The organism is Pseudonocardia sp. WMMC193 (genome assembly GCF_021728735.1).
Lineage (GTDB): Bacteria > Actinomycetota > Actinomycetes > Mycobacteriales > Pseudonocardiaceae > Pseudonocardia > Pseudonocardia oroxyli.
On the sequence record NZ_JAKKDO010000003.1, the window covers coordinates 4881341 to 4899919 of the forward strand.

At 72.6% G+C, this 18579-nt stretch carries 18 protein-coding genes and 1 tRNA gene; 11 read left to right on the top strand and 8 right to left on the bottom strand.

What is annotated here, in order from left to right; translation table 11 throughout:
* Nucleotides 1-54 precede the first annotated feature (54 nt).
* Nucleotides 55-942, top strand: coding sequence for an N-acetyltransferase (locus L3X23_RS25175; protein ID WP_237195052.1), 888 nt, complete (start codon nucleotides 55-57; stop codon nucleotides 940-942).
* Nucleotides 943-970: 28 nt separating this feature from the next.
* On the opposite strand, the gene L3X23_RS25180 is transcribed toward L3X23_RS25175, so the two are convergent.
* A complete protein-coding gene (locus L3X23_RS25180) occupies nucleotides 971-1582 on the bottom strand; it encodes a TetR/AcrR family transcriptional regulator (RefSeq protein ID WP_237195053.1) in 612 nt (203 codons plus the stop codon).
* Between the two features lie 10 nt (nucleotides 1583-1592).
* The gene (locus L3X23_RS25185) at nucleotides 1593-1982 is read right to left on the bottom strand and encodes a hypothetical protein (RefSeq protein WP_237195054.1); all 390 of its coding nucleotides are present in this window, start codon (nucleotides 1980-1982) and stop codon (nucleotides 1593-1595) included.
* A 274-nt stretch (nucleotides 1983-2256) separates the two neighbouring features.
* On the opposite strand from L3X23_RS25185, the gene L3X23_RS25190 reads away from it, so the two are divergent.
* Nucleotides 2257-2805: a hypothetical protein gene (locus tag L3X23_RS25190; protein ID WP_237195055.1), complete on the top strand. Its 549-nt coding sequence runs from the start codon at nucleotides 2257-2259 to the stop codon at nucleotides 2803-2805.
* On the opposite strand, the gene L3X23_RS25195 is transcribed toward L3X23_RS25190, so the two are convergent.
* From L3X23_RS25195 to L3X23_RS25205, 3 genes are all read right to left on the bottom strand, one after another.
* Nucleotides 2792-3382: a hypothetical protein gene (locus L3X23_RS25195; RefSeq protein ID WP_237195056.1), complete on the bottom strand. Its 591-nt coding sequence runs from the start codon at nucleotides 3380-3382 to the stop codon at nucleotides 2792-2794. The two genes, L3X23_RS25190 and L3X23_RS25195, sit on opposite strands and share 14 nt — an antisense overlap.
* A gap of 81 nt (nucleotides 3383-3463) precedes the next feature.
* Nucleotides 3464-3754, bottom strand: coding sequence for a hypothetical protein (locus L3X23_RS25200; RefSeq protein ID WP_237195057.1), 291 nt, complete (start codon nucleotides 3752-3754; stop codon nucleotides 3464-3466).
* A 152-nt stretch (nucleotides 3755-3906) separates the two neighbouring features.
* A tRNA-Gly gene (locus tag L3X23_RS25205) sits at nucleotides 3907-3977 on the bottom strand.
* Nucleotides 3978-4058: 81 nt separating this feature from the next.
* Here L3X23_RS25205 and dcd point away from each other — a divergent pair.
* A complete protein-coding gene (gene dcd / locus L3X23_RS25210; protein ID WP_093080271.1) occupies nucleotides 4059-4628 on the top strand; it encodes a dCTP deaminase in 570 nt (189 codons plus the stop codon).
* A gap of 88 nt (nucleotides 4629-4716) precedes the next feature.
* Here the strand turns inward: dcd and L3X23_RS25215 are convergent, their stop codons facing one another.
* On the bottom strand, nucleotides 4717-5430 hold the full coding sequence (locus tag L3X23_RS25215; protein ID WP_093080266.1) for an ABC transporter permease: 714 nt from the start codon (nucleotides 5428-5430) through the stop codon (nucleotides 4717-4719).
* 1 nt (nucleotide 5431) lies between these two features.
* Nucleotides 5432-6325 (bottom strand): ABC transporter ATP-binding protein, encoded by an 894-nt coding sequence (locus L3X23_RS25220; protein WP_237195059.1) that lies wholly within the window; start codon nucleotides 6323-6325, stop codon nucleotides 5432-5434.
* Between the two features lie 113 nt (nucleotides 6326-6438).
* Between L3X23_RS25220 and L3X23_RS25225 the strand changes: the two genes are divergently transcribed.
* From L3X23_RS25225 to L3X23_RS25235, 3 genes are all read left to right on the top strand, one after another.
* Nucleotides 6439-7590 carry a sensor histidine kinase gene (locus L3X23_RS25225; protein ID WP_237195061.1) on the top strand — a complete coding sequence of 384 codons (1152 nt, stop codon included), beginning with the start codon at nucleotides 6439-6441 and terminating at the stop codon, nucleotides 7588-7590.
* The gene (locus tag L3X23_RS25230; protein ID WP_093080251.1) at nucleotides 7587-8201 is read left to right on the top strand and encodes a response regulator; all 615 of its coding nucleotides are present in this window, start codon (nucleotides 7587-7589) and stop codon (nucleotides 8199-8201) included. The genes L3X23_RS25225 and L3X23_RS25230 overlap by 4 nt, the downstream gene beginning before the upstream one ends.
* A gap of 87 nt (nucleotides 8202-8288) precedes the next feature.
* Complete coding sequence (locus L3X23_RS25235; RefSeq protein ID WP_237195063.1) at nucleotides 8289-9260, top strand: hypothetical protein; 972 nt, start codon at nucleotides 8289-8291, stop codon at nucleotides 9258-9260.
* A gap of 108 nt (nucleotides 9261-9368) precedes the next feature.
* On the opposite strand, the gene L3X23_RS25240 is transcribed toward L3X23_RS25235, so the two are convergent.
* The gene (locus L3X23_RS25240; RefSeq protein ID WP_237195065.1) at nucleotides 9369-11912 is read right to left on the bottom strand and encodes a (Fe-S)-binding protein; all 2544 of its coding nucleotides are present in this window, start codon (nucleotides 11910-11912) and stop codon (nucleotides 9369-9371) included.
* 399 nt (nucleotides 11913-12311) lie between these two features.
* Between L3X23_RS25240 and L3X23_RS25245 the strand changes: the two genes are divergently transcribed.
* The 5 genes from L3X23_RS25245 to L3X23_RS25265 are packed head-to-tail and all read left to right on the top strand — an operon-like array spanning nucleotide 12312 to nucleotide 18576.
* Entirely contained in the window at nucleotides 12312-12557 is a 246-nt protein-coding gene (locus L3X23_RS25245; RefSeq protein WP_093080239.1) for a hypothetical protein, read from the top strand.
* Between the two features lie 6 nt (nucleotides 12558-12563).
* On the top strand, nucleotides 12564-13130 hold the full coding sequence (locus tag L3X23_RS25250; RefSeq protein ID WP_237195067.1) for a hypothetical protein: 567 nt from the start codon (nucleotides 12564-12566) through the stop codon (nucleotides 13128-13130).
* Nucleotides 13120-16092 (top strand): ATP-binding protein, encoded by a 2973-nt coding sequence (locus L3X23_RS25255; RefSeq protein ID WP_237195070.1) that lies wholly within the window; start codon nucleotides 13120-13122, stop codon nucleotides 16090-16092. Before L3X23_RS25250 ends, L3X23_RS25255 begins: the two co-directional genes overlap by 11 nt.
* Nucleotides 16089-18011, top strand: a complete 1923-nt coding sequence (locus tag L3X23_RS25260) for a hypothetical protein (protein ID WP_237195072.1) — start codon at nucleotides 16089-16091, stop codon at nucleotides 18009-18011. The genes L3X23_RS25255 and L3X23_RS25260 overlap by 4 nt, the downstream gene beginning before the upstream one ends.
* On the top strand, nucleotides 18001-18576 hold the full coding sequence (locus L3X23_RS25265) for a hypothetical protein (RefSeq protein WP_237195073.1): 576 nt from the start codon (nucleotides 18001-18003) through the stop codon (nucleotides 18574-18576). The genes L3X23_RS25260 and L3X23_RS25265 overlap by 11 nt, the downstream gene beginning before the upstream one ends.
* Nucleotides 18577-18579 lie beyond the last annotated feature (3 nt).

The following is an 18579-nucleotide window of genomic DNA, read 5'->3' on the forward strand; positions in this document are numbered from 1 at the left end:
CGCGGTACCGCACCGGTGGCGGGTTCCTGGGACGCGTCGAGTGCGGGAGTGCGTATGGCCACCGATGGTGTGCGGTTGTGTCGTCGGAGCGACCGCGATCAGCTCACCCATCTCGTCAACGCCCACGCCCAGGCCGTCGTGCCGGGCCTGGCCATCTCGGTGAACGCCGTGCTGAGTCAGCTGGAGAACGAGCCGGGCGAGTTCCTCGTGGAACCGTGGGTCGAGGACCGGGTGACGCTCGTCGTCGAGCGCCGCGGCCGGATCACCGCCGCTGCGTACCTCGTGCGCTACGGGCCGGGCGAGCACGTGGGCCAGGCCTTGCGCGGCGTCGGCGAGATCCGATGGTTGCTCTTCCGGCCGGACTCCGCCGCGACCGGGCGGGTGGTGGCGGAAGCGGCTCTGGCGACCATGCGGCGGTGGGGCGTTCGCCGCGTGCGAGTCGACGGCACGCTGCCGGGTCCCGGTGTCTACGGCCTTCCGGAGCAGTGGCCGCACGTGCGGGGCCTGGTCGAGGACCTCGGGTTCGTGCGCGGTGAGAGACACGAGATCGTGCTGCTCGGCGCGGTCGAGGATCTGCGCCGCACTGCGGATCGCGCGCGGTACCGCGCGGACCGGACGCTCGGGGTCGATGGCACCCGGCTCACGCTCCGACTCGGGGACATGAGCGTCGGGTACGTCGAGGTCGACACCGCCATCGCGGGAGTCGGGCGGGTCTCCGGGACATGGGCCGACATCGGCAACCTGGTGGTGGCGCCGGAGCACCGACGGACGGGCGTCGGGCGCCGGCTGATCGCCGAGGCCGCGGAGTGGCTGCATCTCGCGCGCGTCGACCGTCTCCTGGCCTACGCCGCTCCGGAGGACGTCGCGATGCTCGGGTTGCTGGAGGGCACCGGCTTCGTCCGGCTGACGGAGACGGCCCGCGAGTGGTCGATCGAGCTGTGAACCGGGGACGAGTGGGTTCGACGGCCCGTCAGCCGCCCCGGCCGGTGGCGACGCCGCTGATCAGGATGTCGGCGACGATTCGCGCGCTGCGTTCGGGATCGAGGTCCGGGTTGGCGTCGAGATGGTCCAGCATGCTGTCGACCGCGCCCTGGTAGGTGACGGCGAACAGCCGGGGGTCGACGTCCTCCCGGAAGTCACCGTCGGACTGGCCGCGCCGGACGATGGCCTCCTGCGCGGTGTAGAGGTCGTCGAGGTCTCGCTGGGTGAAGCGGAGCTCCCCGTCAGCCCGCCTGAGGTTCTGGACGATCTCGCGCATCGCACGGCGCTCGGGCCCGTGCGTCAGGCGCAGGGCTGCGGCGGCGCGGACCGCAGACCTGATCACCGCCGGCGCGGGCGCCCGGAGATCGATGCTGCTCGCCACGGCCTCGGTGAGCAGCCCGAGGGTGCGACGCGCGGTCTCCTCGAACAGCTCGTCGAGGTCGGCGAAGTAGTGCCAGAGCAGACCCTTGGACGTCCCGGCCAGCCGGACGATCTCGTCGGCCGTCGTCGCGTGGAAGCCGCGGACCGCGAGTGTCTGGACCGTGGCCGCCATCAGCTGCTCGCGCCGCTCCGCCGAGGTCAGTCGAACTCGGCGGGTCACCACCTCGCACTCACCGCCGCCTGCCCAGGATGAGCAGCGCGACCGCCACCATGAGGGCCGCCATCGCGAGCATCTCCACCCGCATCCACGGCGGGAAGAACCCCGGCACGGCCGCCTCGACGATGTTCACCACCACCAGGACGGCCGCGATGACTCCCGTGGCCGTGCGGGCTCGGGCGTTCCCCCGCTTCGCGGCACGCCATCGCACGTGCAGCAGGGCCGCGAACACCGCGACGACGACGGCGTGCCCCCAGGCCTCGTTCGTCGCCTGAGCCGGCGCGAGGACCGTCAACGCCACCAGCACACCGACGGTCGCCACGGCGGCCACGACGTAGACCGCGATGAGCCACGTGACCAGCCCGATCTCCCGGCGCGACACGCCGGCGCTACTATTGACCATGCAGTCAATAGTAGCGATCGCCCGCTCACCGCTCAACCGCGGCACGTGAGCCCGGCGCTCCGGACCGGCCGCGCGCCCTATCGTCGGAACCGTGAGCCTGAGGTGGGAGGCGGTCGTCGTCGAGGCGGTGGATCCGTGCGCCCTCGCCCGGTGGTGCCGTGGGTCGTGCTGTGCGACCCGGAGGGCAACGAGTTCTGCGTGCTCGAGCCGCGCGGCTGACTGCGACCCCGAAACACCGAAGCGGGTCGGGGGGAGCATGGCTAGCGTCCGGTTCGTGTCCTACGACCGGCAGGCGGAGAGCGTCCGGCTTCTCGAATCGGGTGTGACGAGCGATCCCGTCCGGTTGAGTCGTCGCCGCCGGTTTGCCGCCGTGGCCTACGACGTGCTGGGTGACGTGGCTGCGGCGTGGTTCGTCCGACGGGGTCACAACACCTTCTGGCACGAGATCCACACGCTGTCCCGGCGCGGTGGTGTGTGGAACTACCTGGGAGGTGGCGGGCACGACGCCGACGACGACGGTCTCGCTGATCGACCGCGCGCTGCGGAGCTCGGAGGCCTGCTCGTGTCGCACGGAAGCGGCAGCACGAGTCTCGGGCAGCGGTCGCTGCTCTCCCTGCCTACCCGCTTCGTCAGTTACGCGGAGCTGCTCGTCGCCGACGAGGTGTCCGCGGTCGACGTCGACGGTCGTCGCAGGGCCGTTCCGCGACACGGACGTCTGCTGACGGTGTGGACGGAACGGCCTCCCCTGGTGCTCGCGCTCGCGGCGGACGGGGTTGAGCTGGCGACGCTCGATCTGGCGTCCGGCCGGGTCAGGGCCCCCTAGGAGACCGTCGCCGGCCTGGCTGCCGCTCCTCCTGCACGCGATATCGGGTCCGTCCGAGCAGGCGGGTCCACGCGAGCAGACCGACCACGTACAGGCCGAGGGGCAGCCAGATGGCCGCCGGCGCCAGTGAGCCGTCGGGATTGCCGGCCGCCTGCGTCATCCACAGCGGAACGAGGGAGAGGAACGTCAGGGTCACGCCCATCACCGCCGCCATGTCGTCGGCCAGCATCCGGCGCATGGTCGGCACCCGCTGGGGCGCCGTCCAGTAGTCGCGGTTCGGGATGTTCAGGGCTCCCAGCGGCCCGCGTTGTGCCAGGAGGACGACCACCACGGCGAGCGCGACGACGCCCACCCCGAGCGCGACCCAGATCCCGACGACCTGGCCGGCCGTGCCGAACCTGTCGGCGGTTCCATCGGCTGTGAGGTGTGTCGGGACGTCGTCGTCCGGCAACCGACCCGCCGCCCAGAACGAGACGAGTCCATAGATGGCGGCGCCGACCCCGACGATGATCCACGGTCGCAAGGCGTCCCCCGATCCGCGCCTGTCGTTGTGAGCCAGTATGCCGTGATGGCCCACGGCCCGAGTGGATCGAGGGACGTCGAGGTGACCAGCACTCTCCTGGTCACCGAGCGGTGTCGGGTGTGGGCGGAGCCCGCGTCAGTCGTCGAGCTCCCGGATCTGGGCTTCGAGTTCCTCGATCTCCCGCGCCACGAATGGGCGGCTGTCCTTGGTGAGTCGTGCCCACTGCAGCTCGGCGATGGCGCGGGCGCCCGTGTCATCGACGCCGAGCAGCTCTTGGAGTGCGACGAGTGCGGCGGCCCGGTTGTCGGAGGCCATGAGCGCGTCGGAGACGGCTCGTGCGTTGTCGAGCCCGAGAGCGACACTTCGCAGGACTGCGAGTCGTCGGCGTGCGTGCTGGACGTGCTCGGCGCGTTCCTCGGGGCTCACGGCGCTGAGCCTGCCACCCGCCTTATGGGGATCTGCTGCCCCTCGGCCTTGTCGTTCCTCTCGCCGAGTTCACCGGGGGAGAAGCGCACGGTGAGATACGACGAAGGCCCAGCTCCGGTGTGGACACCGTCTGAGCTGGGCCTTCATACCAGAGCGGATGACGGGAATCGAACCCGCGTATTCAGCTTGGGAAGCTGATGTTCTACCATTGAACTACATCCGCAGTGCGTGGGATCGACTCTAGCATCCCCGCTGCAGGCCTCCCCCGACCTCCCCGACCGGGGCATGTCCTAGGGTCACACGCGTGCTGCTCTCGGACCGCGACCTGCGCAAGGAGATCGACTCCGGGCGTCTCGGGCTGGAGCCGTGGGACGAGGCGATGCTCCAGCCGTCGAGCATCGACGTGCGGCTGGACCGCTTCTTCCGGGTCTTCCAGAACTCCAAGTACACCCACATCGACCCGGCGCTGCAGCAGGACGAGCTGACCAGCCCGGTCGAGGTCGGCGAGGGTGACAACTTCGTGTTGCACCCCGGCGAGTTCGTGCTGGGCAGCACCTTCGAGCAGGTCTCCCTGCCGGACGACCTGGCCGGGCGGCTGGAGGGCAAGTCCAGCCTCGGCAGGCTCGGCCTGCTCACCCACTCCACCGCCGGGTTCATCGACCCCGGGTTCACCGGCCACATCACCTTGGAGCTGTCCAACGTGGCCAACCTGCCGATCACCCTGTGGCCGGGGATGAAGATCGGGCAGCTGTGTCTCTTCCGGCTCTCCAGCCCGGCCGAGCGGCCCTACGGCAGTGACGGCGTCGGGTCGAAGTACCAGGGCCAGCGCGGCCCCACGCCGAGCAAGGCGTACCTGAACTTCCAGCGGAAGTAGCAGGCGGCGCGAGGGCTGCTCCCCAGAAACCCTCGCGCCGCGAAGTCCGATCAGGTGGAGCGGTCCGCGCCGCTCCCTGATACGTCGATCAGGTCCGGGCTTCCCAGCGGAAGTTCCGCCGGGCGTACGTCGCGAACACCGCGGGCCACAGCACCAGCGCCGCGACCTGCACCAGCGAGAACGCGCTGCCGCCGAACGCCACGTTCGACAGGCTGCCCAGCGCCGCCCCCGGGACGAGGTTGACCATGATCGCCATGCCGTCGAGCGGCAGGAAAGACAGGACCACGGCCGCGCCGACCATCACGAAGAACAGTGGCAGCGTGGTGATCTGGGCGCGCTCGGCGGTCGGCGTGACGATCGACGTGGCGAGCGCGGCCGTGACCACCAGCGCCACCCCGCCGACGACGGCGAGGACGATCGCGAGCGGGGACGTCGGCACCGGCAGCCCGAACGCCATGTCCACGCCGACGAACAGCACCATCTGGACCAGCGCGAGCACCGCGGCCGGCGCGATGGTCGCGACCAGCAGGCCGCCGTCGGAGATTCCGCTGGTCCGCAGCCGCTTCAGGACGAGGCTCTGGCGGCGGGCGACCAGCGTCTGCGTCGCCGTGACGTAGATGCCCAGCCCGAGCACCATCACGAGCTGCATGGCGATCACGTTCGCGCCGGACCCCTCGCCGAAGCCGGTCAGGGCGAAGAAGACGCCCATGCCGAGCGGGATCGCCAGCGTCGAGATCAGCACGGTCTTGTTGCGGAAGATCGTCCGCAGCTCGCTGCGGGTGAGCGCGAGGACGCGGTCCATGTCAGCTCTCCGTCCGGATCGACAGGTAGATGTCGGCGAGCGACGCAGGCGCGGCCCGCAGGTCGCTCAGCGTGACCCCGTGGTCCGCGGCCCAGCCGAGGAACGCCGTCAGGTCGCGCTGCAGGTCGTCGGTGTGGACCAGCACGTCCGGGCCGTCGATCCCGGGCGGGGGCGTGACGCCGGCGGGCAGGGTCGCCGAGAAGGAGGCGGGTCTGCTGGCGAGGATCTCCGACAGGGAGCCCGCGACCACGACCCGGCCCTCGTGCATGATCGCCACGCGGTCGGCCAGCGCCTCGGCCTCCTCCAGGTAGTGCGTGGTCAGGATGACGGTCCGCCCGCCGTCCTGGAGCTCCTGGATCGCGTCCCACGTCCGGCGGCGAGCAGCCGGGTCCAGCCCGGTCGTCGGCTCGTCGAGCACGACGAGCTCGGGGGAGCCCCAGACCGCGGTCGCCAGGTCGAGGCGCCGCTTCTCGCCGCCGGACAGGGCGGAGACGCGGACGTCGGTGCGGTGCGCCAGGTCGAAGCGCTCCAGCAGCCGGGCCACCCGGTCCGTGCGCGGCGAGAGCTGTCCCCACAGCTCCAGGGTCTCCCCGACCGTCAGCTCCTCGACGAACCCGCCCTCCTGGAGCTGGATCCCCATCCGCTCCCGCAGGGCGTGCCGCTCGCGGCCGGGGTCGAGCCCCAGCACCGAGACGTCCCCGCTGCTGCGGGCGCGGAAGCCCTCCAGCACCTCGAGGGTCGTCGTCTTGCCCGCACCGTTCGTGCCGAGCAGCGCGAACACCTCGCCGCGCCGCACCTCCAGGTCCACCCCTCGCACGGCCTCGAAGTCGCCGTACCGGACCCGGAGGTCACGCACGCCGATCGCGAGGTCGGTTCGCACTGCCGTCTCCGTCATGCTCACCACGGTGCCGTTCCGGGTGGGCCGCCCGGTAGGACGTCGAGTCACGGGTCCGGCTGACACCGACACGGTGCCGGGATGACAGCTGTCATGCGGCTACGTTGGTCCGCGTGGTCCTGACGCCGGAGGAGAAGCGCCTGCGCGCGGCGCGCCGGTTCGGCCGGATCGGGCTGATCTGGACGACCCTGTCGTTCCTCTTCGCGCCGGCCTTCGCGCTGCTGCCCGGTTGGGACCCGCCGGGCGCGGTCGCCGTGTTGGCCGTGCTGTTCGTGGCCGCGCTGGTGCTGCACGTGTGGCGGATCCGCCAGCACATCCGGGTGCTCGGCACGGTCGCGCCCGCCTGGTATGCGGTCGTGACGTCGTTCGTCGGGCTCGCGCTGGTCTGGGTCGGTGCCGCGTCGAGCCCGACGGGCTGGATGTGGGCGATCATCGGCGGGATCCTGCTCGGGGACATCGTCGCCGGGCTCCGGGCACGGTTCGCGCTGCTCTGGGTGGCGGTGGCGGTGGTGGTGTCCGCGGCGCTCGCGTTCCAGGCCGCGAGCTACGTCGACTCGCCGCTGGTCATCGCCCAGCAGGTCACGGCCGCGATCCTGACCGCGGTGTACGTGGGCTCCTTCTGGATCCTCGACGTCGAGCGGCTCTGGTGGCTCAAGGCCGTCACCGACCTCGACGACTCGCGCCGCACCGCCGCCCAGCTGGCGACGACCCGCGAGCGCCTGCGCCTGGCGGACGACCTGCACGACATCCTCGGCCACGCGCTCGAGGTCGTCGCGTTCAAGAGCGAGCTCGCGGCGCGGCTGCAGGAGGTCGACCCGGTGCGCGCCCGGGCGGAGATGGAGGAGGTCCAACGGGTGGCACGCGAGTCGTTGACCGAGGTCAGGGCCCTGGTCCGGAGCGGGCGGGACACCGATCTCGCCGCGGAGCTGGCGGGTGCGCGCGCCGTGCTCGGGTCGGCGGGGATCGTCCTGCAGGTCACCGGTGACCCGTCACTCGTGCCGGAGGAGGGCCGCAACGTGCTCGGCCGCGTGCTGCGCGAGGGGATGACGAACGTGCTGCGCCACGCCCAACCCAGCCACTGCAGCATCGAGATCACCCCGAACAGCCTCGTGCTGTGCAACGACGGGGTCGGCGGGGACGGCTGGGACAGCGACGGGACCGGCACCGGGCTCGTCGGGCTGACCCGGTACCTCGAGGAGCACTCGGGACGGCTGCAGGCGGGCCGCGACGGCGGGACGTTCCGACTCGAGGCGGTGCTCGGATGATCCGGCTGGTCCTGGCGGACGACGAGTCGCTCACCCGTGGGGCGGTCGGTGCGCTGCTCGGGCTGGAGTCCGACCTGACCGTCGTCGCGGAGGCGGGCGACGGGGACGAGGCCGTCGCGGCGATCGCCGAGCATCGGCCGGACGTCGCGGTTCTGGACGTCGAGATGCCGGGTCGGGACGGCGCCGAGGTCGCTCAGTGGGTCAAGGCCAACGCACCCGAGGTGCGCTGCATCATCCTCACCCGACACGCCCGGCCCGGCGTGCTGCGCCGGGCGCTGGCGGCGGGGGCGGCCGGGTTCGTCACCAAGAGCGCACCGGCGACACAGCTCGCCGACGTGATCCGACGGGTGCACGGCGGCGGCCGGTACGTCGACAACGACCTCGCGATGACGGCTTTGACCACCGAGGACTGCCCGCTGACCGACCGCGAGCTGGAGGTGCTCCGCGCGGTGGACGCGGCCGGTCCCGCCGGCACCGCGGCCGACATCGCGGCGAAGGTGCACCTCTCCGCGGGCACCGTCCGCAACTACCTCTCCGCCGCCATGCAGAAGCTCGGCACCGCGACGCGCGCGGAGGCGGTGGAGCAGGCGAGAGACCACGGCTGGATCTGACCGGGCGCGCCCAGTCCCTCCCGACACCGCACAACAGGCCCCGCGAGTCGGACGTCGCGTCCCCGGCGCTCGCTAGGCTGGTCGGCGATGGACTCGCCCGAGCGCCCGCGCACCCCCGCCGAGCCCGGCGGGGAGGTCGAGACGTGGCGCAGTGGGCGCCACACCCCGGCCCACCCGTCCGACGCGTCGGCGCGGGACGACCCGCCGTCGTCGGACGAGGGGGTCAAGGACCCGATCGCCGTCCTGCGACGCTTCCGCCCGCGCAGCCTCAAGGGTGCGACCGGGCTCGGGATCGTCGCTGCCGCGGTGCTGCTGTTCGTCTTCCTGGCCTTCGACGACCGGGCCCGCTTCTGGGTGCCGCTCGCCGCGGGGTTCGTCGTGCTGGTGTTGTTGGCCCTGCTGCGGCTCGACCGCTTGCTCAAGGGCTGGACCTGGCACGTCGCGGGGCTGGCGTTGCTGGCCGGGCTCGTGGTCGAGACCAGTGGGAACCCGTGGGCGTGGGCCTTCGCCGCGAGCATCGGCATCCTGGTGGCCGGGCTGCTGCGGCTCCCGCGGTGGCGGCTGGTGGCGGTCGGGGGGGTGCTCGTCGCGGTGTCCGCGATCGGCTACCAGCTGCGGGCGTCCGAGGTGCGGGAGCAGGAGGCGCAAGTCGCACAGCAGGCCGGCACCGAGATGCGATCGGCGTTGGGGGTGTCCCGGCCGGCCCTCGTGCTCGTCGGGCTGGAGAAGGGCATCCGGACCCCGGACGCCCAGGCCGTGTGCCGCCTCCTCGACCCGCAGCCGACCACGCAGCTCCTGCAGGCGACCGGCGCCCCGACCTGCGAGGCCGCCGTCGCCGGGCTGCACGACAAGGTCCCCGCCGGGACGCCCGAGCCGAGCGCGCCGCGAGCCTCGGGCGCGGAGGTGCAGCCACCCGGGACCATCGTGGCGCTCGACGGCTGCGGCTCGCTCTGGGGCCGCACCGTCCCGGCCCTCGGGACGGTCGACGCGATCCGCACCGACGCACCCCGCGAGACCTGGCGGGTCACCGCCTTCCGTCCCTGCGCCGCGACGGCCTGAGAGGCCCACGGGCCCGACCCGCAGCAGCCGACGCCGCCGCAGCGAGGGCGGCCGGGACACGGGTCGGCCCCGCGACCTGAGGCCGCGGGGCCGGTGCCGGTGTGGCGACTACTTCGAGTCGGGCTTCGCCTGGGACTCCGAGCCGACGTGGCCGTTGGTCTCCGGCTTGCCGGTGATCGGGTCCTGTTCCGGCTTCGCCTCGGTGCCCGGGGTGGGCGAGTCCGTGAGGAGGGCGTCCTTGGCCGGGCCGTCCTCGGTCTCGGCCGGGGCGTCCTTCGCCGAGGCGGCGAGTGCCTCGTCGTTCTTCTCCGTGGTGACCTCGGAGCGCTCCGCGGCGGGCTCCGTGGTGGCCGACGCGGTGTCCGGCTCGGTGGTGGTGCTCTCGGTCAGGGGGGTCTCGGTCGTCTGCTCGACGTCACCCTCGGTCGTCTCCGACGGGGTTTGTGCGTCGCCGCGTTGGACGGAGGCGAGCAGCATCTGTGCCACGTCCTGGACCTGGACGTTCTCCCCGACCCCGGTGGCCTGTTTGGCGGTGAGGCCGTCGCCGATCATGGTGCGGCAGAACGGGCAGCCGACGGCGATGGTGCCCGCGCCGTCCGCCGAGGCGGAGGAGAGGGTGTCGACGGCCTCCTCGGTGCGGGTGATGTTGATCCGCTGCCCGATCCGCTCCTCCATCCACATGCGTGCGCCACCGGCGCCACAGCACATGGAGCGGTCGGCGTGGCGGGGCATCTCGGTGAGCGTGCCGACGGCCGAGACCAGCTCGCGCGGCTCCTCGTAGACCTCGTTGTGCCGGCCGAGGTAGCAGGGGTCGTGGTAGGTGACCCGGGTGGCGGAGTCCGGGTCGGCGACCGGGACGAGTTTGCCGGTGCGGACCAGCTTGTTCAGCAGCTGGGTGTGGTGGATGACCTCGTAGTGCCCGTCGAGCTGTGGGTACTCCCGCGACAGCGAGTTGAGGCAGTGCGGGCAGGTCGTGACGATCTTGCGGGTGCCGGGCTCGCGGCCCTCGAACACCGCGTTGAGCATCTCGGCGGTCTGCTGGGCCATCATCTGGAACAGGAACTCGTTCCCGGCGCGCCGGGCCGGGTCACCGGTGCAGGTCTCCTCGGTGCCCAGGACCACGTAGTCGACCCCGGCGCGGTGCAGCAGCTCCGCGGTGGCCTTGGTGGTCTTCTTGGCGTTGTCGTCGAACGCGCCCGCGCACCCGACCCAGTAGACGTACTCGGTGTCGGGGGACAGCTCACCGTCGAACACCGGCACCTCGAAGGGCAGCTCCGCGGCCCAGGCGAGGCGGTCCTTCTGGTTCGACCCCCACGGGTTGCCCTTGTTCTCCAGGTTCTTGAACAGCCCCGACAGCTCCGACGGGAACTCGGTCTCGATCATGACCTGGTAGCGGCGCATGTCGACGATGTGGTCGACGTGCTCGATGTCGACGGGGCACTGCTCCACGCACGCCCCACACGTCGTGCAGGACCACAGGATGTCCGGGTCGATGACCCCGAGGACGTCCTCGCCGCCGATCAGGGGGCGCTCGGCCTCCTTGCGGGCGGACTCCGGGATCGCCGCCAGCCGCGCCTCGGCGCCTTCGCCGGTGATGCCGACCTCGTCGCCTGCCATGTCGGTGGAGCCACCGGCGAGCAGATACGGGGCCTTGGCGTAGGCGTGGTCACGCAGGGCGTTGACCAGCAGCTTCGGCGACAGCGGCTTCTCGGTGTTCCACGCCGGGCACTGCGACTGGCAACGCCCGCACTCGGTGCAGGTCGTGAAGTCCAGCAGACCCTTCCAGGAGAAGTCCTCCACCCGGCCGACCCCGAACACGTCCGTATCGGGGTCGGCCTCCTCCAGGTCGAGGACCTTCCCGCCGGAGGTCATCGGCTTGACGTTGCCCAGCGCCTTGCGGCCGTCGTCCTCACGCTTGAAGTAGATGTTGAAGAACGCGGTGAACCGGTGCCAGGCCACACCCATGGTGGGCTTGGCGGCGATGACGATCAGCCACACCATCGCCGAGAGCACCTTGATCGCGGCGAACACGCTGATCAGGGCCGGGGAGGCGGGCAGGATCGCGCCGAGAGCCTTCGACACCGGCGCGGACCAGGTGGGCACGTCGAAGACGCCGAGCGCCTCCTTCGCCCCCCGCACGACCAGGATGCCCAGGCCCTCGAGGAACACCACGATCTCGACGAAGTAGGCCCGGCCCATGTTCGAGCCGTAGAACCGCGACGCCCGCCCCAACCGCTTCGGGTTCTTCACCTGGCGGTAGACGATCAGCGGGACGATCCCGACGATCGTGCCCACCCCGAGGATCTCCACCCACAGCGAGTACGGACCCCACTCCCCGATGATCGGCAGGTGGAACCTCGGGTTCCACACCTCGACGAACGCCTCCACCAGCGCCAGGATCAGCCCGCCGAAGCCGACCATCACCAGCCAGTGGAACACCCCGACGTGCGACCACTTCATCATCCGCGTGTGGAGGAGGACCTCCTTGAGCATCGTCGCGAACCGCGGACCGAACGGGCCCGTGCGCGACGGGTCCGGCTGCCCCAACCGGATCGTGGCGATCATGCCCGCGGTGGTCCGCCACACCATGACCACGGCCACCACGGCCACCGCCACGGTGAGGATGCCGAGCACCCACTGCACCCACGTCATCGGCTGTCTGACCTCCCTGTCGATCCCCGGCAGGAAGGCTAGGTTACTCGCCGGTAACTGGCTGGTACGGCCTCTCTGCGGTCCGCGACTCCTCGCGTGGACCGGAGACTAAGGCAGCGAACGTCCGTTCTGCGCTGTGACCGGGGCGGCACGGGGGCTGTGGCGGCACATTCTCCCCGGTCGGGGCGATATGTGAGGGTGACCTACTGAGATCGGAATCACCGAAAAGTGTGCGCTATGCGAACACAGACGTTGTTCACGCGGAGTGAGGGATCCGGCGAACGGGTGGTAGCGGAGCGCCTTCACGCGGTGCTCGCACGGACTCGTTAGCCTGGTCCGCTGGGCGGCCCGCGCTCCCTGGACCATCTCGCGGGCACGATCAGGCGGGAGACGAGAGCGATGACCGAGTTCGCCCAGGCGGCCCTCACCACAGGGGGGTTGCAGGGCTGGATCCAGCAGAACATCGTGCCGCTGATCCTGCTCGGGATCGCCATCATCCTGCTCTGGATCGGCGGCCGGGGCGACAACGCCGGCGTCGCGCGGCGCAGCATCGGCCTGCTGATCGGGCTGGTGGCGCTGGGCATCGCGGTGAGCGGGCAGGGACCTGCCGTCGGCCAGTTCCTGGCCAACCTGATCGTGGGCTGACCGGGCGTGTTGGTCCGCACGGATGACGAGGTCTACCGGGTCGACTCGGTATGGCTCGGCCCGCCGCGCGCCACGTTCCCGTGGCGGGCGCGGTACGTGTCCTACGGGGTGGGCCTGCTCGTCATGATCGCGGTGATGTTCGTGCAGCGGCGCGTCGGCATCGGGCTGGACTTCTTCTCCATCGCCTGGTCGCTGATCATCACCGTGCTCATCACCCGGTTCCTGGGCAAGCGGATCGACTACGAGCGGCCGCTGGGCCAGGTCGCGGAGCTGTTCCGACACGAGGTCACCGGCCCCCGACGGCGACGGGCGGGCGCGGGCGGACCCGTTCGCTTCGCGCACGTCCGGACGCAGCGGGTCCTGCCCGCCCAGCGCGGGGCCACCCGCCGCCCGGAGGCCGCGCCCGCGGTCGAGGCGCCCCGGCGGCCCGAGGTCACCGCATCCCCCCAGCCCGGACTGCGCGACATCACGCCCGTGCGCGCCGCCCCGCGCCGGGTCCGCCCCGCGGCCCGCGCCCAGGAGCCCGCCCCGTGGGCCACCGCCGCGCAGCGGAGGGGCCACCGTGGCGCGTGAGAAACGGGACCCGTTCCGGGACGGCCGCCGCCCGGCCGGGCGCGCGCTGCAGGGCGAGGCGAAGCTCCCGACGCTGCGCCCCACGATCGCGCTGCGCAGCATCGACGGCCATGTGACCAGGACCGGCACCCAGGTCATGGCCTGGTACCGGCTCTCCCCGCAGGCCTGGAGCTTCCGCAGCGACGGCCAGCGCGAGATCCTGATCCGCCAGATCGCGGCCCAGCTCGGCGAGCTGCAGGGGCGCTGGCTGCACCTGCGCGTCACCACCCGGCCCTACCCGGTGCACATGTGGGCGGAGTCGTTCGACCAGAACGCCCTCGGCCGCATGCCGGACGTTCCCGGCGCACTGGGCTGGGAGGCCTTCCTCGAGGGCGAGCAGCGCCACCTCATGGGCCTGTCCATGAGCGACAAGGAGGTCTTCCTCGGCGTCGAGGTCTCCGGGCGCAGCATGATCGACCGCTGGGTGGAGCGGGCCGCGCCGATGCTCGGCCGGGTCGTGCCCGCCGCGGTGCGGGCGGAGCTGAGCGCGCTGGAGTCCGAGCTCAACCACCTCGACGCCCTGGTCGCCGGCGCCGGGCTGGACGCCGTGCCCGCGGGCGCGTCGGACATGTCGTGGCTGATGCACCGTTCCGTCGCGCTCGGGCTGCCCGCGCCGCGCAGCCTGTCCGACGTGCCGGTCGGGGTCGGGCGCTGGGAGTCCGAGGACCTCGCGACCTTCACCGACGGCGTCGAGCTGTACCAGGACCCCTACGCCCCCACCGTGAAGGTCACCGGGCGGGTGCGCGGGCAGTCCGTCACCCGGGACGTCGCCGTGCTCTCCGTGGGGCTGATGGAGGGCCTGCGCATCCCCGAGGTGGACGACCCCTGGATGCAGCACTCGGACCGGCTGCCCTTCCCCGTGGAGTGGTCCGCGCGGATGTACATCCGCAAGCCGGAGGAGGTCACGGGCGAGCTGCAGCGCCAGATGGGCAAGGTGCGCAGCCAGATCCGGCACTACACCCACGACCACGACCTCGAGCCGCCGATGTCGCTGGCCCGCCAGGCCGACCGGGTGCTCGAGGTCGAGGACGAGCTGACCAGCGGGCTCACCCAGCTGAACACCCGGCTCTACGGCTGGTGGCGGATCGCCGTCTCCGGCCGGGACGAGTCCGAGGCCATCCAGCGCGCCCAGCAGGTGCTGGACCTCTACTCCCCCAAGGTGCAGATCGAGCACCCCGAGGCGCAGTACCGCTACGCGCGGGAGTTCATCCCGGGCGAGCAGCTGGCGTCCACCGCCTACCGCCGCCGCGGGTCGGTGACCTGGGCGGCGGCGGGCGTGCCCGCGGCCACGGCGTCCGTCGGTGACCGGCGCGGGATCATGCTCGGCGAGACCTGCACCGCGACCCGCCGCCCGGTGGCGTGGGACCCGTGGCTCGCGCAGGAGGTCCGCCGGGCGTCCGGCCTGACGGCGGTCGTCGGCGGCCTGGGCTCCGGCAAGTCCTTCCTCACCGGCCTGATCGTCTATAAGACGCTGCGCGCGGGCGCCCGCTGGACGGTGCTGGACCCGTCCGGGCCGCTCGCCGAGCTGACCCGGCTGCCCGAGCTGGCGTCCTTCTCCCGGCACATCAACCTGCTGCGCGCCGATCCCGGCATCCTCAACCCGTACCGGGTTGTGGCCGAGCCGCGCCCCGAGCACTTCCTCGACGACGAGGACCCCGAGCGCTCCTGGCGCCGCGAGCGGCTGCTGGCCGCCGCGACCCGCCGCCGCCTGGTCCTCGACGTGCTGTCCGGCCTGCTGCCCTACGACGTCGCGCGGATGCCGCACACCCGGATCGTGCTGCTCCGCGCGGTCCGCGAGGTCGGCGGCGCCGCGGACCGACACCCCGGCCTGGTGATCGACGCGCTGCGCCGCCACCAGCGCGAGGGCGAGGACCACTCCGGCGTGGTCGCGGACTTCCTCGAGGAGCGGCGCGAGCTCCCGCAGGCGGCCCTGCTCTTCCCGGACACCAGCCGGGACGACCCGTGGGCCGCGGACCGGGACTACCGGCTCACGGTGCTGACCATGCAGGGCATGACCCTGCCGCGCCCCGGCAGCCCGCGCGAGGAGTGGACGGACAACGAGGCGCTCGCCGTCGAGCTGCTCAACCTGGCGTCCTGGCTGACCCAGCGCACGATCTACGACGCGGACCGCAACATCCGCAAGGGCGTCGCGCTCGACGAGACGCACTTCCTCTCGCAGGTCCCCACCGGCAAGGTGCTGATCGACCGGCTCGCGCGGGACTCCCGCAAGTTCAACGTCCGGGCGCTGTTCGCCTCGCAGCTGGCGGGCGACCTGCTCCGGGTCTCCGGCTTCGCGTCGCTGGTCAACGCGGTGTTCGTCGGCCGGACGGACGACGAGGAGGCCCAGACCGAGGCGCTGCGGCTGCTGCGGGTGCCCACCGGCGTCGGCTACGAGCAGATGCTCGGCACGCTGTCCCCGCGCCCCCGGCACGATGACCGGCCGGACGACACCCCGCGCCAGTTCGTCTTCGCCGACGGGCACGGCGGCGTCGAGAAGATCCGGATCGACCTCGAGGCGCCGCACCTGGACCACGTGCGCGAGGCCCTGGACACCAACCCGGACGCGAACCGGGTCGCGGTGCGCGGCGTGCCGACTGAGGGCACCCGGGCGCCCGACGAGCCGCGGGCCGTCGGCGCCCGCCAGGTCGTCGTGCCCGCGGGCGGAATCGATCTGGACGACGACACCGACCCGGCTGACCTCCCCGACCTCAGCGCGGCCGAGGTGCGCTCCGGCGCCGCCACCCGGGTCGGCCCGGGCGACGAGTCGTGGGGCCTGCAGGTCATCGACCCCGAACGGGACACCGCGGACGACACGCAGCTCGAGCTCCTCGACGACCTGGAGGAGGGCTGGGCGGACGAGCGGGACGGGCTAGCCGAACCCACAGAGCTGCAGGACCACCGGGCCGGCGAGGGCGGGCGGTGACCCCCGCGGGTCTCACGGGCGGCGGACTGCTCGGGCTGCTCGCGGTGCTGCTCGTGCTCGTCGCCGCCCTGGTCCGTGGCCTGCGCCGCCGCCCCGACCCCGCCTTCCTCCCCCGAGATGGACATCAGGGCGATTCCCGGCCCTCTCGAACCGCCCTGAGGTTCCTCTCGGCGCGGCCTGCCGCCTTGCTCGTCGTCATCGGCCTCGTGGTGGGGACCGGCCTGATCGGGGCGCCCGCGTCCGCCCAGCCCTTCGACTGCAAGAGCGCGCCCGAGCCGGACCGGCCGGGGACGGGGCTCGTCGGCTCGCTCGACCCGCCGCGGATCGACGGCGGCGAGCCGGGTTCGGTGTACCGCGAGGTCGGGTACGCCGGGATGACCTGGCACAACTACGACCTCGGCTGTGGCGGCGGCGTCCTCAACCCCGCGACGACCACGGACACCTGGCTGGGCAACCAGACCTTCAACGTGGCGAAGTTCGCCGTCGGCGGCGTCAACTGGGCGCACTACCTGATCGCGGACGGCGGCGCGCTGCTCGACCCGCTCGACGGCGTCATCACCTCCGCCACCCGGGCGATGTACGAGTCGGTGTTCCTGCCGTGGATCGGCGTGGCGCTGGTGATCCTCGCGATCGTCCTGCTCGTCCTCGCCATGCGCGGCGACCTGGCCCGGCAGACGCAGCGGGCGGCGCTGGGCATCGGCGCGCTGATCCTGGCCGCGGCCGCCTACCTGGCCCCGGTCAACTGGGCGCGGGCCGCGGACACCCTGCTCCTCGACGGCGTCACGCAGATGCAGGAGGGCTTCCTCGCGCAGGTGGGCCTCGGCGACCGGGACACGCTGCCGACGGTGCTGGTCGACCAGGTCGTCTACCAGAACTGGCAGCGCGGGAACTTCGGGTCGCCGGACGTCCCCCAGGCCCAGGATCTGGGCCGACCCCTACTGCGCGCCTCCACGTTCACCATCGACGAGGTCGCCACCGGGGCGGACACCCCCGAGCTCGCCGAGCAGAAGAAGGCGGACTTCGAGGCGCTCGCCGGGCAGATGGGCGACCGCTACTCCTACTTCCAGGGCGAGTCCGGCAGCCGCGTCGGCGTCGGGGTGCTCGCGGTGATCCAGGCGGTGTGCATCGCGCTGTTCCAGCTGCTGTCCAAGGTGCTGGTGCTGGTCTCGATGCTGCTGCTGCGGCTCATGGTGATGACGGCGCCGGTGATCGCGGTCGTCGCGGTGCTCAAGCCGGACGTGCTGCCCGCGCTGCTGCGGGTGGCGGGCGCGGCGATCGTGAACACGGTGATCGTCGGGGCGCTCGCGGGCCTGCACGCGCTGCTGGTGGTCTCGCTGTTCCGGCCCGGCTCGGGCATCGACCTGTGGCTCGCGCTGCTGGTCACCGGCGTGGTGACGGTGGTGCTGTGGGCGGTGGCGCGGCCCTTCCGCAGGCTGGTGTCCATGGTGTCGCTGACCCGGGACCAGTTCGGCGGGATCGTGCCCGGCGCCGGTGGCGGCCCGATGTCCCGGGTCTGGCAGCGGATGCGCGGCCCCGAGCCGGAGTCGCGGCAGGGCCGCTGGTGGGACGAGCGGCGGGTGGGCTCCGCGGGCGGCGACCCCGACGCCGTCCGACCCGAGGCCGAGTACCACGCGCCCCCGGTGCAGGGGACCGTCACCCAGGCCGGACCCGGGGCACGCACGCCGCGCAGGCACCCGCAGCCCGTGGCGCCCGCCCAGCGCGGCGCCCTGCCCGCGGTGGGTGGCGGCGCCCAGGCGATCGCCGCCCGCCCGCCCGCCCGCACGGACCCCGGCGAGATCGACGAGCGGGTGATCTACCGGCGCCGCGCCCCCGAGGTGCGTGCGGCCGAGCCCGAGGTCGTGGACGGCACCACGGTCTACCGCATCTACCGCCCCGCGAGGTCCGGCCGTGCCGATTAGGTCCCCGCGCGGACGGGCCGCCGCGTACCGGGCCCTCTGGTCCTGGCCGCTGGGCAGCCCGCTGCGGCTGGTGGCCACCGCCGTCGTCGTCGTGGGGCTCCTCGTGGTGGCCGGGTTCGCGCTCGGCGGGCGCGAGTCCGCGCAGCGCGGGATCGCCTCGCCGACCACGACGACGGCCGTCCGGGCCCCGTCCTCGGCGGGCCCGACGGCGTTGCCCCCGGTCGCGCCGCTCACGCCGACCACGCTGCCGTTGAGCGCGGCCCCGCCCGCCGCGCTGCAGGTGGCGGCGAACTGGGCGGCGGCCTGGGTGAACCACCCCGACGGCGTGACGAACGAGGTGTGGGTCAACGGCCTGGCCCCCTTCACGACGTCGGAGTACGTCGGCACCCTCTCCGGCGTGGATCCGGCCAACATCCCGGCGAGCCGGGTGACGGGCCCGGCGCGGGCCACCGAGGTCTCCCCGCGCAGCGTGGACGTGGACGTCCCGACGGACGCGGTGACCCTCGCGATCACCGTCGTCGAGACCGAGGCGGGCTGGCGGGTCGCCGGCTACGACCAGGCCTGAGCG